At 42.9% G+C, this 15,124-nt stretch carries 17 protein-coding genes; 14 read left to right on the plus strand and 3 right to left on the minus strand.

The genetic code is table 11. The annotated features are described in order from the left end of the window. The first annotated feature begins 42 nt into the window (after positions 1 to 42). The 9 genes from ACFQZI_RS14520 to hemH all read left to right on the plus strand — a co-directional run bounded on the left by ACFQZI_RS14520 (position 43) and on the right by hemH (position 7,889). Positions 43 to 1,257 carry a 3-deoxy-D-manno-octulosonic acid transferase gene (locus ACFQZI_RS14520; RefSeq protein ID WP_377143642.1) on the plus strand — a complete coding sequence of 405 codons (1,215 nt, stop codon included), beginning with the start codon at positions 43 to 45 and terminating at the stop codon, positions 1,255 to 1,257. Positions 1,258 to 1,330: 73 nt separating this feature from the next. Beyond that, positions 1,331 to 2,146, plus strand: a complete 816-nt coding sequence (locus ACFQZI_RS14525; RefSeq protein ID WP_377143644.1) for an alpha/beta fold hydrolase — start codon at positions 1,331 to 1,333, stop codon at positions 2,144 to 2,146. Beyond that, the gene (locus ACFQZI_RS14530; protein WP_377143646.1) at positions 2,146 to 2,769 is read left to right on the plus strand and encodes a lysophospholipid acyltransferase family protein; all 624 of its coding nucleotides are present in this window, start codon (positions 2,146 to 2,148) and stop codon (positions 2,767 to 2,769) included. The genes ACFQZI_RS14525 and ACFQZI_RS14530 overlap by 1 nt, the downstream gene beginning before the upstream one ends. Positions 2,770 to 2,771: 2 nt before the next feature. After that, entirely contained in the window at positions 2,772 to 3,389 is a 618-nt protein-coding gene (locus ACFQZI_RS14535) for a lysophospholipid acyltransferase family protein (protein ID WP_377143648.1), read from the plus strand. Between the two features lie 3 nt (positions 3,390 to 3,392). Next, complete coding sequence (locus ACFQZI_RS14540; protein ID WP_377143650.1) at positions 3,393 to 4,484, plus strand: glycosyltransferase; 1,092 nt, start codon at positions 3,393 to 3,395, stop codon at positions 4,482 to 4,484. Then, entirely contained in the window at positions 4,463 to 5,119 is a 657-nt protein-coding gene (locus ACFQZI_RS14545; RefSeq protein ID WP_377143652.1) for a carotenoid biosynthesis protein, read from the plus strand. Before ACFQZI_RS14540 ends, ACFQZI_RS14545 begins: the two co-directional genes overlap by 22 nt. A gap of 81 nt (positions 5,120 to 5,200) precedes the next feature. After that, positions 5,201 to 6,052 (plus strand): 4-hydroxy-3-methylbut-2-enyl diphosphate reductase, encoded by an 852-nt coding sequence (locus ACFQZI_RS14550; RefSeq protein ID WP_377143654.1) that lies wholly within the window; start codon positions 5,201 to 5,203, stop codon positions 6,050 to 6,052. A gap of 40 nt (positions 6,053 to 6,092) precedes the next feature. After that, positions 6,093 to 6,788: a fatty acid desaturase gene (locus ACFQZI_RS14555; RefSeq protein ID WP_377143656.1), complete on the plus strand. Its 696-nt coding sequence runs from the start codon at positions 6,093 to 6,095 to the stop codon at positions 6,786 to 6,788. 87 nt (positions 6,789 to 6,875) lie between these two features. After that, complete coding sequence (gene hemH / locus ACFQZI_RS14560; protein WP_377143657.1) at positions 6,876 to 7,889, plus strand: ferrochelatase; 1,014 nt, start codon at positions 6,876 to 6,878, stop codon at positions 7,887 to 7,889. Positions 7,890 to 7,950: 61 nt separating this feature from the next. Here hemH and crtD read toward each other — a convergent pair whose 3' ends face one another. From crtD to ACFQZI_RS14575, 3 genes are all read right to left on the minus strand, one after another. Further along, positions 7,951 to 9,423: a 1-hydroxycarotenoid 3,4-desaturase CrtD gene (crtD, locus tag ACFQZI_RS14565; protein WP_377143659.1), complete on the minus strand. Its 1,473-nt coding sequence runs from the start codon at positions 9,421 to 9,423 to the stop codon at positions 7,951 to 7,953. A gap of 149 nt (positions 9,424 to 9,572) precedes the next feature. After that, positions 9,573 to 10,121, minus strand: a complete 549-nt coding sequence (locus tag ACFQZI_RS14570) for a type 1 glutamine amidotransferase domain-containing protein (RefSeq protein ID WP_377143661.1) — start codon at positions 10,119 to 10,121, stop codon at positions 9,573 to 9,575. Between the two features lie 177 nt (positions 10,122 to 10,298). After that, positions 10,299 to 11,306, minus strand: a complete 1,008-nt coding sequence (locus ACFQZI_RS14575; protein WP_377143663.1) for an aspartate-semialdehyde dehydrogenase — start codon at positions 11,304 to 11,306, stop codon at positions 10,299 to 10,301. A 236-nt stretch (positions 11,307 to 11,542) separates the two neighbouring features. On the opposite strand from ACFQZI_RS14575, the gene ACFQZI_RS14580 reads away from it, so the two are divergent. The 5 genes from ACFQZI_RS14580 to ACFQZI_RS14600 all read left to right on the plus strand — a co-directional run bounded on the left by ACFQZI_RS14580 (position 11,543) and on the right by ACFQZI_RS14600 (position 15,089). After that, positions 11,543 to 12,493: an NAD-dependent epimerase/dehydratase family protein gene (locus ACFQZI_RS14580; RefSeq protein ID WP_377143665.1), complete on the plus strand. Its 951-nt coding sequence runs from the start codon at positions 11,543 to 11,545 to the stop codon at positions 12,491 to 12,493. Positions 12,494 to 12,590: 97 nt separating this feature from the next. Continuing rightward, a complete protein-coding gene (locus tag ACFQZI_RS14585; protein WP_377143666.1) occupies positions 12,591 to 13,316 on the plus strand; it encodes a YebC/PmpR family DNA-binding transcriptional regulator in 726 nt (241 codons plus the stop codon). An 84-nt stretch (positions 13,317 to 13,400) separates the two neighbouring features. Then, the gene (locus tag ACFQZI_RS14590) at positions 13,401 to 13,616 is read left to right on the plus strand and encodes a DUF2442 domain-containing protein (RefSeq protein WP_377143668.1); all 216 of its coding nucleotides are present in this window, start codon (positions 13,401 to 13,403) and stop codon (positions 13,614 to 13,616) included. Between the two features lie 51 nt (positions 13,617 to 13,667). Then, on the plus strand, positions 13,668 to 14,672 hold the full coding sequence (locus ACFQZI_RS14595; RefSeq protein WP_377143670.1) for a hypothetical protein: 1,005 nt from the start codon (positions 13,668 to 13,670) through the stop codon (positions 14,670 to 14,672). A gap of 15 nt (positions 14,673 to 14,687) precedes the next feature. Beyond that, complete coding sequence (locus ACFQZI_RS14600) at positions 14,688 to 15,089, plus strand: hypothetical protein (protein ID WP_377143672.1); 402 nt, start codon at positions 14,688 to 14,690, stop codon at positions 15,087 to 15,089. Positions 15,090 to 15,124: the final 35 nt, after the last annotated feature.

Genomic DNA, 15,124 nt, shown 5'->3' on the forward strand with positions numbered 1-15,124 from the left:
TTACTTTTATGCCGAACGAAGATAGGTATTCACAACTAAAAAATGCTTCTACTATACAACATCGGCATTAACTTATACTACACACTTGTGTATATAGTTTCACTTTATAAAAATAAAGCCAAACTGTGGATAAATGGCCGTAAACACCAGCAAGTGCAACAGTTAGAATCGAGCATCTGGTTTCATTTTGCCTCATTGGGCGAATTTGAACAGGGGCGGCCTGTTTTAGAAGCTGTAAAAGCCGGCTATCCTCAACATAAAATTGTAATAACTTTTTTTTCGCCTTCGGGCTATGAGCCGCGTAAGACCACAACTTTGGCCGATGCTGTGTATTATTTACCCCTCGATACGGCAGGGAATGCCCGCAAATTTATTGGCGCCATCAATCCGGTGATGGCTATTTTTACCAAGTACGAATACTGGTATCATTTTTTTAACGAGTTGCACGGTAGACATATACCCCTATACATCATATCGGGCATATTTAGGCCGGGGCAGGTTTTTTTTAAATGGTATGGCGGCCTGCACCGTAAAATGCTTAAAATGGTTACCTGGTATTTTGTGCAGGACATATCATCCAAACATTTATTGCATGATGCAGGTATTACCAATGTAACCATCAGCGGCGATACCCGCTTTGACAGGGTATGGGCAAACGCCCAACAGCCAAGATCACTAAAGTACGTAGCAGAGTTTAAAAACGGGCAACCCCTATTTATTGCCGGCAGTACCTGGCCACAGGATGAAGCTCTTCTGCCCGACTTAATAAAAGAGCATCCCCACTGGAAATTCATTATAGCCCCGCATGAAATTGGGGAGAACAAAATCGACGGATTGGTAAACATCTTACCAAAAGAAACCACATTAAGGTTTTCCCAAATCTCAAATCTCACGTCTCAAATCTCATGTCTAATTATCGATAATATTGGGATGCTTTCGTCGCTTTATCAATACGCAGACATTGCTTACATAGGAGGGGGCTTCGGCTCTGGCATTCATAACACTTTAGAGGCTGCGGCATTTGGCATGCCGGTTATTTTTGGCCCTAAGTATGATAAGTTTAAAGAAGCTAGAGATCTGGTTGAGCTCAAAGCCGGGTTCAGCATCAACTCGCAGGACGAATTAAACAGGGTTGCCGGTTCATTAATGAATGATGGTGCTGCCAGGTATGCCGCCGCCGTGATAGCTAAAAATTACGTGGAACAAAATGTGGGGGCCACGGAGGCAATAATAACTTATTTAAAAGAGAGGCATTGAAATTCATGAATGTCATCCAATGTTTGTATAGGATGGCATACTTATTAAAAGAGTATTTCTTAATATTGCCGCTATGGGCTTTTTAGATATTCCCGGCTTAGGTAAGAAGCATTATCATGAATACGGCACAGGTAATAAACCCCTGCTGGCTTTTCATGGTTACGGCATGACGGGGAGGCAATTCCACGTGCTCGAAAGATCTATCCTTAAAGAGTATCACGTTTACGGTTTTGATCACTTTTTTCATGGCGAAAGTAAACTTAACGGCTGGACAGAGCAGCAGATCATAGCCGGCATGCCTAAACCAATTGTAAAGGCCTATATGGACGAGTGGTTTAAGCAGCACGGGCGACAACGCTTTTCGGTACTGGGATATTCTATTGGGGCCAATATAGCGCTGATATTAGTAGAAGAATATGCCGACTTGATAGATACCATGATACTAATGGCGCCCGATGGCTTATCAGTTTATAAAGGGTTTCATTTTTTAACACATAGGCCCATAGGTAAATACCTGTTTAAGCACGTTACCAAAAGTAAGTGGCTGGCACCAACGCTGCTTAAAAGCCTAAAAAAAATAAAGTTTATTGATGAAAGCCTATACCAGATAGCCTATAATGAAATTGATACCGAACAAAAACGGCAGGATGTTTATTATACCCTAAACCTCATCCGTTTGTTGAAGCCCGATACCACCAAGATCGTACAGTTGATTAATAAGTACAATATTAAATGCAGGCTTATATTTGGTAAGTATGATAATTTGTTCCCGATGAAAGCGGCGCAGCCTTTTATTGACAAACTACCAAATGCCGAGGTATATGAAGTTAACATGGGGCATTGGCTGGTTACCAAACAATTGGATGAGTATTTAGTAAATTTACCTTAATGATACCTGCCCGCCGAGTAAAACTTTTTAGTAACTGGTTTGCCATATATATGCGCTACCGTATGCGTAAAGCCTTTAACCGGCTGGTAGTAACTCCCTTTACACCTAAACCCGGTCATTCGGTATTGCTACTTTGTAACCATTTTAGCTGGTGGGATGGCCTCTGGGGCAATTACCTGGCTTATTGGCACCTGAACAGGCACCTGTATATTATGATGCAGGAAGACCACCTGCAAAAACGTATGCTGCTAAACCTTTTTGGAGGGTTTTCTATCAATCGTTCATCGCGCGAAATGATAAAGTCGTTACAGTACGCGGCAGGGCTGTTAAATAACCCCGAAAACCTAGTGGTAGTTTTCCCTCAGGGCGAACTTATTTCTAACCACACCACAGAAATTAAGGTAGAAAAGGGCATCGAACGCCTTATTAAGAACATAAAAGGCCCCTGCCAAATTGTGTACAATTGCGCTTTGATAGATTATTTTGAAAGCCTTAAACCATCGGTTTTTTTTCACCTGTATGACTGTGGTGTAGCGGGCGAAGTTTCATTTGAGGAACTTACAAACCGGATAAATACCTTTCATCAACACGCTTTAAAGGCACAAATAGATGTGGAGCATTAATTATGATATATCCGCAAAAAAACGCCCTTATTAACTGGTTCTTCCATAACTACATCCTGCGGATAGTGAGGGGAAATTTCCACGAGGTGAAGTTTAATGCGATAGAAGTGGATAAAAACAGATCGGTGCTTTTACTGGCTAATCACTTTAGCTGGTGGGATGGTTTTTTAATGTATTACGTTAATCAAAGAATTTTAAAAAAGCGCTTCCATGTAATGGTGATAGAGGAAACGGTAAAAAAGGTTTCTTTTTTTAAATATGTGGGAGCTTTTTCGGTGAGTAAAAATTCGCGGGATATGCTTGCCTCATTAGAGTATGCCGCGCAATTACTTAATGACCCTGAGAATCTGGTGCTGGTATTTCCGCAGGGCAGGTTATATTCAAATTTCATTAACGAGGTGAATTTTGAGAAAGGCTTATCGCGCATTATGGAGAAGGCTTATGGGCAATTCCAAACCGTACTTGCAGCAACATTTATTGAGAACCTGCAACATAAAAGGCCCATGGCTAACGTTTATTTAAAGGGTGTAAACATGCTTAACGACGGCAATACCGCTCAAAATGTTTATCAGCAACATTACAATTTTTCAAAACTTTCTCAAGTCCAAAACATTATTTAAACAGTGGTTATAGCAATATCAGTCGTATTTTTTTTTCTTATACTGCGCTTTACAGTTACCCTGTTTAACTTTATATCTAACCCTAAGTTACCGCATATAGCTACCCGGTATTCCGATTTGGTATCTATATTAATACCTGCCCGTAACGAGCAGGACAATATTCTATCACTACTTGAATCCATTAACGATCAAAATTACAACACTTATGAAGTTATAATACTTGATGACGATTCTACCGATGATACCTATAATATTTGCCAGAATTTTGCCGAAACGCACCCCAAATTTAGTGTAATTAAAGGCCAACCTTTGCCACCAGGCTGGATAGGTAAAAATTACGCATGCCATCAGTTAGCGCAGCAGGCAAAAGGGCGTTACCTGCTTTTTTTAGATGCCGATGAGAAAATTAACAGAGATTTAATAAACAGCGCAGTCCATCGCATGCACTTAAGGGGACTTGGCCTCTTAAGCTTGTTTACCAACCAGGAAATGGTAACGCTTGGCGAACTCTCTGTAGTGCCCTTAATGCATTTTGTGTTAATTAACCTTTTACCGCTGAGGCTTATTTACCTGGTTAAAAAGCGCGCTTCTGTGGCCGCTGCAAGCGGGCAATTTATGATGTTTGACGCGCCGGCATATCATCAAAACCAATGGCATAAGCTGGTGAAAAATAAAGTGGTTGAAGATGTGGAGATCATGAAGACCATAAAGGCCTACGGTTTTAATGGCGAAGGCCTGCTGGCAAACGGGATGATCACCTGTAGGATGTATAAAGGATACACGGAAGCATTGGATGGCTTTAGCAAAAACTTTATGGCTGCATTTAATTACAGCATCCCAATTTTCCTGATATACCTGTTAATGCTTATAGGCGGCCCGTTATTCATTTTAGGCACCGGCAGTTTGCCCTTAATTAGCCTTATGGTAGGCCTCATCTTGTTGTCACGTATTATGATATCATTTCTGTCGGGACAAAATGCATTGATCAACTTATTTTTACATCCTGTACAGATGCTTAGCCTGCTGTTAATTGGTATAACATCCATACAAAAGCACCTAACCAAAACCACTGTATGGAAAGGGCGCAAAATATGACCATCCCGCCGCGCATAGCCATAGGTATTATCATCCTGTTTCATTTGGTGGGGCTGGTGGGCTTATCGTTAGCGGTAACCAAGGAATTATTTTTACAGATTGTGCCGTTTCATTTGCTGCTGATGTTTGGTATAATAGTATTAAGTCACCATAAGCTGAACAGTAGTTTCGGGATATTTATATTACTTATATTTTGGCTTGGCTTTTTGGCCGAATGGGTAGGCGTACACACAGGCTGGCTTTTTGGAAACTACGCGTACGACAGCACGCTTGGGCTAAAATTATCAAGCATTCCGCTCATGATAGGCGTAAACTGGTTCCTGCTTATTTATGCTACAGGTGTGGCTATGCAGCGCAGCCGCTTAAAAAGCGCTTTTTTTAGAGTTATAGCAGGTGCTGGGTTGCTGGTTTTACTTGATGTTTTGATAGAACCAATTGCCATAAAATTTAACTACTGGCATTGGAACAGTCCCGGCATTCCGCTAAAAAATTACGTCTGCTGGTTTTTTGTAAGCGCGGTAATGCTGAATATTTTTGAATTGTTCCGTTTTAAAAAGCAGGGCATTGCAGCTGTGATATTGCTGCTTACGGAGTTTGTGTTTTTTGGCGTGTTAAATTTAGTTGGGGCGTTATAAACAATTAGCAAGCTTTTACCTTAACCTATATATCTAAATTTAGAATTTAGCGTTTAGAATTTAGTATTTTTGCAATGTAATATGGGCGAACATAATTTACAAGTTACTATAGACCAGGACTCCGGCTTTTGCTTTGGGGTGGTTTACGCCATTGATATGGCCGAAGAAATTTTGGCCGAAGATGGTTACCTGTACTGCCTTGGCGACATTGTACACAACGACGAAGAGGTAGAACGGTTAAAAGCCATGGGCCTGCGCATTATTGAGCATGATGAACTGGTAAATCTTAGGAACGAAAAAGTGTTGATCCGCGCGCATGGCGAAGCGCCCGAAACTTACAAAATAGCGCTCGAGAATAATATTACGCTTATTGATGCATCGTGCCCGGTAGTTTTAAAGCTACAAAACCGCATAAAAACATCGTACGATAACAACGAGAAGATACTGATATTTGGTAAACATGGCCATGCAGAAGTTGTGGGCCTGCAGGGGCAAACCAATGGCGATGCCCTGGTTTTTCAAGACATCATTGAATTGGAAGATGCCGAGTTGCCGGCCAGTTTTACCCTGTATAGCCAGACCACCAAAAGCATGGATAAGTTTTACAGCGTAAAAGAGCAATTACTATCGCGCGGGTACGAGGTTAAAGCCAATGATACCATTTGCAGGCAGGTGAGTAACCGCGATAAGGATCTGCCCGCTTTTGCGGTTAAATTTAATAAGATAGTGTTCGTATCGGGCAAAAAATCATCAAACGGAAAAGTGCTTTACGAAGTTTGCCGTAAGCATAACCCCAATACCTACTTTGTATCATCAATCAGTGAGCTGAACCCTAACATGTTTGCCCCGGGCGATACAGTGGGCATAGCAGGCGCAACATCAACCCCCATGTGGCTGATGCAACAGGTAAAGGCCGAACTGGAAAGCTATTAATGTTAATTAAAGCCTCCTATGTGGAGGAGGGGCTATCGTCTTGCAAAGATCACCATCATATACGGGTTTATTTATTGCCTTGCTGTTGTTGGGTAGCTGGATAACATCCACAGTTATGCTGATGCAATGGCAGCTTGATTTTAAAAACCCGCTGATGTACCTGATGATATTAGTGCAGACGCACCTTTACACGGGCCTTTTTATTACAGCGCACGATGCCATGCACGGCACCATTGCACCCAATAAAATAATAAATAATGCCGTAGGCTTTGTTTGCACATTTTTTTACGCGTCGTTCTGGTATCCCAAACTATACACCAAGCACCACCAGCACCACAACCACGTACATACCGACGCCGACCCGGATTACCATAACGGGACATTTTTTAGATGGTACGTGCAGTTTATACGCAATTATCTATCTATCTGGCAAATTGTGGTGATGGCCATTATTTTTAACCTGCTTAAGATCTGGCTCCCGCAGCCTAACCTTTTGCTGTTTTGGGTTGTACCATCATTAATGAGCACGCTACAACTATTTTACTTTGGCACATACTTGCCTCATAAAGGCGAGCATGATAATAAACATCAATCGCGCAGTTTACAACGCAATCATTTCCTGGCATTTTTTAGCTGCTATTTTTTTGGATACCATTACGAACACCACGAAGAACCGTGGGTACCCTGGTGGAAATTATGGACCACACCGCAGCCACCAAAAGGAGAGGCGCAATAATCTAATGTACGGTATCATCATTTTGCAATAATGATTAGCGTCACAAATGGTTAGGGCGTTTTTTATTACATTTGCACCCTATAAATTATGGCAAAAAAGGGAGTTTTACTGGTAAACTTAGGTACACCGGATAGTCCGTCGACAGCGGATGTACGTAAGTATTTAAACGAGTTTTTGATGGATGGGCGTGTAATAGATATTAACCCCGCCCTGCGTACGGTGTTGGTGAAAGGTATTATTGTGCCATTCAGGGCTCCAAAGTCCGCCAAGCTTTACCAGGCCATTTGGGATAAAGAGACAGGCTCGCCTTTACTGCACTACAGTTTATTACAGCAGGCAGCCTTGCAGCAACGCCTTGGCGATGGTTATGTAGTTGAGCTGGCCATGCGGTACCAAAGCCCGTCAATCGAGGCTGCCTTGCAGCGGTTGAAGGATGCCTTAATAAGTGACATACAGGTAATACCATTATTCCCGCAATATGCATCGGCAAGTACCGGCTCGGTACAGGAAAAAATAATGGAACTGGTAAAAGGCTGGCAAACCATCCCAACCATATCATTTCTGAACTCGTTTCATGATAACGAACTGATGATAGAAACTTTTGCAGATAACGCTCAAAAGTACAACCCGGATACTTACGATCATATCCTCTTCAGTTTTCATGGTCTGCCACAACGCCAGCTAAAAAAATGCGATCATACTAATAGTTATTGCCTGCAGGTGGATGGCTGCTGCAATACGCTGAATGATACCAACAAATTGTGCTACTCCGCACAATCATATGATACCGCCCGACTAATAGCCGGCAAAATGAATTTGCCGAAAGATAAATATACGGTGTGCTTTCAATCACGCCTGGGCAGCGACCCATGGGTTCAGCCTTATACAAGCGAAGTAATAGCCCAATTGGCTAAAGAAGGCAAAAAGCGCCTGCTGGTATTTTGCCCCGCATTTGTTGCCGACTGCCTGGAGACTGTTTTTGAAGTGACCCATGAATATGGCGATGAGTTTAAGGCCCTTGGCGGCGAGCATGTGCAACTGGTAGAAAGCCTTAATGATTCACCTAAATGGATAGAAGCTTTGGCGGGAATGGTTAGTTAAACGGGGCAGGGGGTAGAATAAGGAATGGCGGAAAACCCGAGCGTCAGTATAGTAAGTGTAATTAACTTATAAGATCAGCCGTAATCTTCGCAGATAGTAGGCAAAGCGGTATTCCACCGCCGGGGTGTACACTTCCGCCGCAAAAATATAGTCCCTTGACTTTTGATGATTTATTGGCATGCCTTAAAAATGCGGCGAACTGGTTGTTTGAACTGGTACCATAGATAGAGCCCTTGTACGATGACGTTTTACTTTCGATGCTGCGTGGGTCAAGGATGCTTTCAGATACGATTAAGGCACTAATTTCTTCACCTAAAATTTTAGAGAGTTTGTAAACGATATTTTTTCGTGCATCTGCGATCAGTTTATCCCAATCCTGGCCGTTATTGGCAGGTACGTTGATCATCACAAACCAATTTTCGCAGCCTGCAGGCGCGTCATCTGTTTTATATTTGGAGCTGATATTGAGGTAAACGGTCGGGTCACGGTAAATATCCTGATGTTTCCAGATGTGTTCAAATTCGGCTTTGTAATCTGCACTGAAGAATATATTATGCAGATCAAGCTCGGGAAACTGCTTCTTTACTCCCCAATAAAATATCAGTGCCGAACTGCTGCGTTCCTGGTTCAATATTTTTTGTGGGTGTAGTTTAGGGTACTTGCCAAGCAGGCGTTGGTAGGTAAACCAAATATCCATATTAGATACTACTACATCGGCTAAAATATTCTGCCCTTTGGCGCGTATGCCCTTTGCCGCATTGTTAATAACTACTATTTCATCTGCCTTATAGTTGTAATTAAATTTAACACCCAACTCCTCTGCCAGTTTTACAAGGCTTTTAGTGATGCTATACATGCCATCATGCGGAAAGTAAGCGCCAAAATGGTGCTCGAGGTGTGGTATTACATTTAAAGTAGCCGGAGCCTGGTAAGGGTCAGAGCCATTGTAGGTAGCGTATCGATTAAAGAACTGCACCACGCGCGCGTCTTTAAACCCCGAGGAATTTGCCTTGTGCATGGTCCTGAATGGGTCTATTTTAGGAAATCTAACTATTGACAGGAGGGTATCCCAACGCAGGTAGGTTTTTAACCGGTGTAATGATCTTTCTAAAAAAACATGGTTGGTAATGCTATAGATGTCGCTGCTTTTGGCCAGGTGACTGATCACGTTTTTAGCTGGTTCGCCGGTTTTACTTTCAATTTCTCGGGCGAACTTCTCAGTATCGGCGTACGCGCTCAAGCGGGTGCCGTCGTCGTAAAAGTAATTGCAAACAATATCTAATTTTTGGTAGCCGAAATAATCGGCAGGGCTCTTCCCGGCAAGTTTAAATAACTCATCAACATATTGTGGCATGGTAAATAAGCTTGGTCCGGCGTCGAACCGGTAGCCATCTTGCTCAAATTCAGAAAGTTTACCGCCCGGATAGCTGTTAGATTCGTAAACCTCAACTGCGTAACCCTTAACCGCTAAACGTATAGCTGTTGCAATGCCCGCCACACCGGCGCCAATAATTACAGCTTTTTTTTGAGGCATGCGGTAAAGATAACTAAAACGGGGTAAGCCTTTAAGCCGGAATAAAAAATATCGAACACCCAACCCCAAACCTTGATTGATGAAGTAAAACCCCAGCGTTCGAAATTCACAATTTGGTGTTCGATATTAATTGTTTCCTCTGCATGGGTTTACGCGTGTACTCCCTCGCTAATTTCTTCTATCGTCTTTCTGTTAAAAGCTTCAAGGTCGGCAGGGGTGCGGCTCGTAACTAAGCCGTTATCGGTTACTACTTCTTCGTCAACCCAATCGGCACCGGCATTCTTCAGGTCGGTTTGCAGGGATGGGTAAGAAGTAATACGGCGGCCACTAAGCATACCGGTCTCTATCAGTAGCTGTGGGCCGTGGCAAATAGCGGCCAGGGGTTTACCCTCGTCTAAAAAAGCAGAGGCAAAGGCTACTGCATCCTTATTCTGGCGCAACTTATCGGGGTTTAGTACACCTCCCGGCAGCACCAGCGCGTCATAATCATCGGGGTTGGCATCGCTTAATGCTTTGTCTACATCTATCTCGATGCCCCAATCTGTTTTATCCCATGCCTTTATTTTGCCGCTTTTTGGTGAAATGATATGCACGGTTGCACCCGCGGCTTCCAATGCTTCTTTAGGGCTGGTTAATTCAACCTGCTCAAATCCTTCTTCGGTAAGTATCGCTACTTTTTTATTACTTAAATCAGCCATAACTGTAGTTTTTTATAGATTATACATTGATGTATATTAACTACAAGTGGCTAAATTTTTAGTTTTACGAAAGTTGAGATAAAAAAAGAGGGGTAATCATCGGATTATCCCTCTTGCATTATAATTACTACCGCGGTGTAAGAACCTAATCTCTAATCACCAGTATCTAATCTCTAATTACGCTTCTATACCTTGCCCGATCAAATTCTTGGCAGCCAAATACTCAGCAATTTGTACGGCATTGGTTGCAGCGCCCTTGCGCAGGTTGTCTGATACTATCCAGCAGTTAAGGGTGTTATCCTGCGTTTCATCACGGCGTAGGCGGCCTACAAATACTTCGTCCTTATCGTGCGCATCAAGCGGCATTGGGTATTTAAGGTTAGCAGTATCATCAACCACAACAATACCAGGCGAGTTTGATAGCAAGGTGCGTACTTCGCTCAGGTCAAAATCATGCAAAAACTCAATATTCACCGACTCTGAGTGGCCGCCCATAACCGGGATGCGCACAGTAGTGGCGGTAACTTTAATACTATCATCGCCCATAATTTTTTTGGTCTCCAGTATCATTTTCATTTCCTCTTTGGTGTAGCCGTTCTCGGTAAATACATCTATCTGAGGGATTACGTTAAGATCTATGGTGTAAGGGTAAACTTTTGGTCCGTCAATACCTTTCCGTTCGTTAAATAGTTGGTCAACCGCTTTTACGCCGGTACCTGTTACCGACTGGTAGGTTGACACTACAACGCGTTTAATTTTATAATGATCGTGCAGTGGCTTTAGGGCCACTACCATTTGTATGGTTGAGCAATTTGGGTTAGCTATAATCTTGTCATCAGCGGTTAAAACATCCGCGTTAACTTCGGGCACAACCAGTTTCTTAGTTGGGTCCATACGCCAAGCCGATGAATTATCAATAACAGTAATACCTGCTTCGGCAAATAGGGGTGCCTGCTCTAATGAAGTGCTGCCGCCGGCGCTAAAAAGCGCAACGTCCGGCTTTTGCTTTATCGCATCCTCAACAGAAACCACCTTAAATTGCCTACCCTTAAAAGTAATTTCTTTACCAATACTTTTAGAGGATGCTACGGGAATTAATTCTGTAACGGGGAAGTTGCGTTCGGCCAAAACCTGCAACATTTTAGTGCCTACCAGCCCGGTGGCACCTACTACTGCGACTTTCATTTTTTGTTTTTGAATTATATGTGTTTGTTAACTAAACTCCAAATATGCGATTTTTTGCCGAAAGTCTACCTTTTTAGTATGCAAAATATCTGAACTTAGATATTGAAAATTGGATGAATTTTTAGACTATCCCTTATTTTTAGCCGAAATAATACGGTAAAATTCCATCAATTCGGTTTCAGACAAATTCTTGTTCAGACAAAAAAATTTACCTTTGTAGCCAAACCTGTGACTGCATGAGCGAAAAGATTTTAGTGATTGGCGCCAATGGCCAAATAGGTACCGAACTGGTAACTGCTTTAAGAAAAATACACGGTGCCGAAAACGTCATCGCATCTGATATAAATAGCCCAAACTACGCGTTGCGCAATAGCGGCCCCTTTGAATTTGCCAATGTGCTTGATAAGGATAACCTGCACCATTTATTTGATAAACATCGCCCCACACAAGTTTATTTACTGGCGGCCATCCTGTCTGCCGTAGGCGAACAAAAACCCAAAATGGCCTGGGACCTTAATATGACCGGGTTACTTTACGTGCTTGATTTTGCTGTTGAGTTTAAAACATCAAAAATTTTCTGGCCAAGTTCAATAGCTGTTTTTGGGCCACACTCGCCGCAGCATAATACACCACAGTATTGCGTAATGGACCCTAATACGGTTTATGGCTTTAGTAAACTTGCCGGCGAGCGCTGGTGCGAGTATTACTTTGAAAAATATGGCGTTGATGTGCGCAGCATCCGTTACCCGGGCCTTATTGGCTGGCGCGCAAACCCGGGAGGCGGCACAACAGATTATGCTGTGCATATTTTCCATGAAGCGTTAAAGCATGGTAAGTACCGGGGTTTCCTGTCGGCGCAAACCGCATTGCCAATGATGTATATGGATGATGCTATTCGTGCTACCATTAATTTGATGGATGCCCCTGCAGAGAACCTGAGCATCCGCTCGAGCTACAACCTTGCTGGTATAAGTTTCACACCAGAGCAACTGGCCGAAGAAATTAAAAAACACATTCCCAGTTTTGAAATGACCTACGCAGATAATGACCCGCGCCAGGCCATTGCCGATAGCTGGCCAAAATCTATAGACGACACACAGGCCCAGCAGGATTGGGGCTGGCAGTTAGATTACGACCTGGCTAAGATAACCGAGGATATGCTAACCAACCTGAAAAAGATTATTTAAAAGAAACTACTATATTTAACAAATTTGCCTGTAAGGCCGATGGTGCACATAGTAGTGATGCTATGAACTATGAACCATCAACTATGAACTAAGTAATATGGGAAGAGCATTCGAATTCCGTAAAGAGAGAAAGTTTAAGCGTTGGGCCAAAATGGCCGTGCAGTTTACACGCTTGGGTAAAGAAATTGTTATGGCGGTTAAAGCCGGCGGCGGCGACCCTACAACCAACTCTCGCCTGCGTACCGCAGTGCAAAACGCCAAAGCAGTTAATATGCCTAAAGACAGGGTAGAAGCTGCTATAAAACGCGCTACAAGCCGCGATGAGAAAGATTACGAAGAGATAGTTTACGAAGGTTACGCGCAGCATGGTGTAGCTATATTGGTAGAAACAGCTACCGATAACCTTAACCGTACCGTTGCCAACGTACGCAGTTATTTTACCAAATATGGCGGTACATTAGGTAAAACAGGTTCGCTCGATTTTATTTTCAGCCGTAAATCTGTATTTACTTTTGACCCGGGAGACCGCGACCTGGAAGAGCTGGAGTTTGAATTAATAGATGCCGGGTTAGAAGACCTTTTTGTAGAGGCCGACGAAGAAGGTAACGATATTGCTGTACTGCATACCGCCTATGAAGATTTTGGTAAGATGCAGAAAGCATTGGAAGAACTGGGTATAGAAACCAAATCTGCTAAGCTGGAGCGTGTTGCACAGTCAACAACATCAGTAACAGAGGAACAGTCTGTAGACGTTTTCAAGATCATCGACCGTTTAGAGGAGGATGATGACGTACAGGCCGTTTATCATAACATGGCGGAATAATTAATTGAAGATTTGAAATCAAGTGATTTGAAGATCGCTAATCATTTTCAAATTTTCAATTCAACCAATTTTCAAATTCAGTATATGCCACTATTCTCATCAAGCAAGCAAGAAAAAAAAGTTAAGCTGACCTTTGCTAATGGTTTGCTTTTTGTGGAACGTGCAGATGGTAAACAACAGGCATTCCCGTTAGAGTGGTTTCCCAAATTGATGAGCGCTACCGACGAGGAACGCGAAGACTGGAAACAAACCGCAACAGGCATTCATTTTAATGCGCTGGATATTGATGTAGCGTTATAGAATATAGAATCAAGAGCCAGGAATCAAGATCTAACTCTTGTATCTTGATTCTTGGCTATTACATCTGAAGTAAAAATGACTTTTGAAGAGTTTTTTAAAAAGAAGCGGATAGACCTGGTTGCCCTAAAGGCGGCAGAGCCGGGGCTATTTGCCGAATTTGAAAAACATTTTGCCCAGATGGGCGAAAAAAGCTTCGACCATACCAAAAAATACTGGTTTAATAAATTAAGGTTACTATATCATCTTGTTCCGGGGCCGAAATCTGAGAAAGTACACCAGGAAAACCAATTGGCCGAACAAACCATTGTTGAAACGCTTACAGATACTATCCCTGCGCCAACTGCCGGCTTTAAGCCAAGGTTTAAACCAGGGATGGCAGCTAAACCCACAACAACAACAACAAGCGATATAAAAGATCTGCCATTTAGCGAGAGTGCAACATCAACACCCGAAGTTAACCAGGCAGCCACCGATAAGGATCAGGATCCAAACTTCCGGCAAGAAAAAGCTGCAATGCAAGATATTGCCGACAGCACGCCGCGCATAACCGACGAGGATGCTAAAACTGAGCCAGCAACACCGAAGCCCGGTTTTAAACCGCGCTTTAATATAAAGATGACCAAAGGAGATGGCCCTCAAACAAAGGAGTTTGAAAAGGAGCCGGAACCCGAACAGGCGACGGAAAATACAGGATCAGCACCTGCAGCAGAAAGCACAACGCCAAAACCGGGCTTTAAACCCCGGTTTAATATGAAGGCAATGGCGCCAAAGCCTGCTGAAGAAAAAGGGGAAGCTAACGAGGTTGCCCAAGATAAACCTACTAATGCTGAAGCTGCGCCAGCTAAGCCTGGCTTTAAGCCGCGCTTTAATATGAAGATGGTAGCGCCTAAATCTGCCGAAAACCAGGAAGAAGCCGTCGAACAGCCGGTTGCACAGGCTAAGCCCGAAGAACCGGAAAAGCCTGCTGCCGAAGAGCCTGTAGCTGCACCCAAAGTTGGGTTTAAGCCAAGGTTTAATGCAAAAACCACCAAACCACAAACACCACCCGAAGAATAATATAATACTACAAAGATGGATGCCGAAGAATTATTAAATGAAAGAACCGGGGGAAAAGAACAGCCAAAAAAAGATAGCCCGCTGATTAGTTTAGAGCGCGACCTGAAATTCTATAATGAGTCAATTCGCGAGGTGGCGGTTGAGATAATGGTCGAAGGCTTATCATTACACCCCATATTTATCGCTCACCAGCATGAAATTAAATTAGGCGAACTGATACTCGACAGGGTGGAGCTAAATACCGAATGGAGCATACATGCGTCAACTATAGAAGAATTTGTAGAGCGCGGCATCATCAAACCCGAGCTTAAGGAACGTTTCCTAAATACCTACAAAAACCCCAACGATTTTATGTGCCTGTTTGTGGTAGTACCCGAAGGAGCGAATTTTGTGTATTATCCGTACGTGAAAAGTTAAGGCCGTTGGAACGTTTGAAAGTTGTAATGTTTAAA

The sequence above is a fragment of the Mucilaginibacter lutimaris genome, assembly GCF_042676625.1.
GTDB classification, from domain to species: Bacteria; Bacteroidota; Bacteroidia; order Sphingobacteriales; family Sphingobacteriaceae; genus Mucilaginibacter; species Mucilaginibacter lutimaris.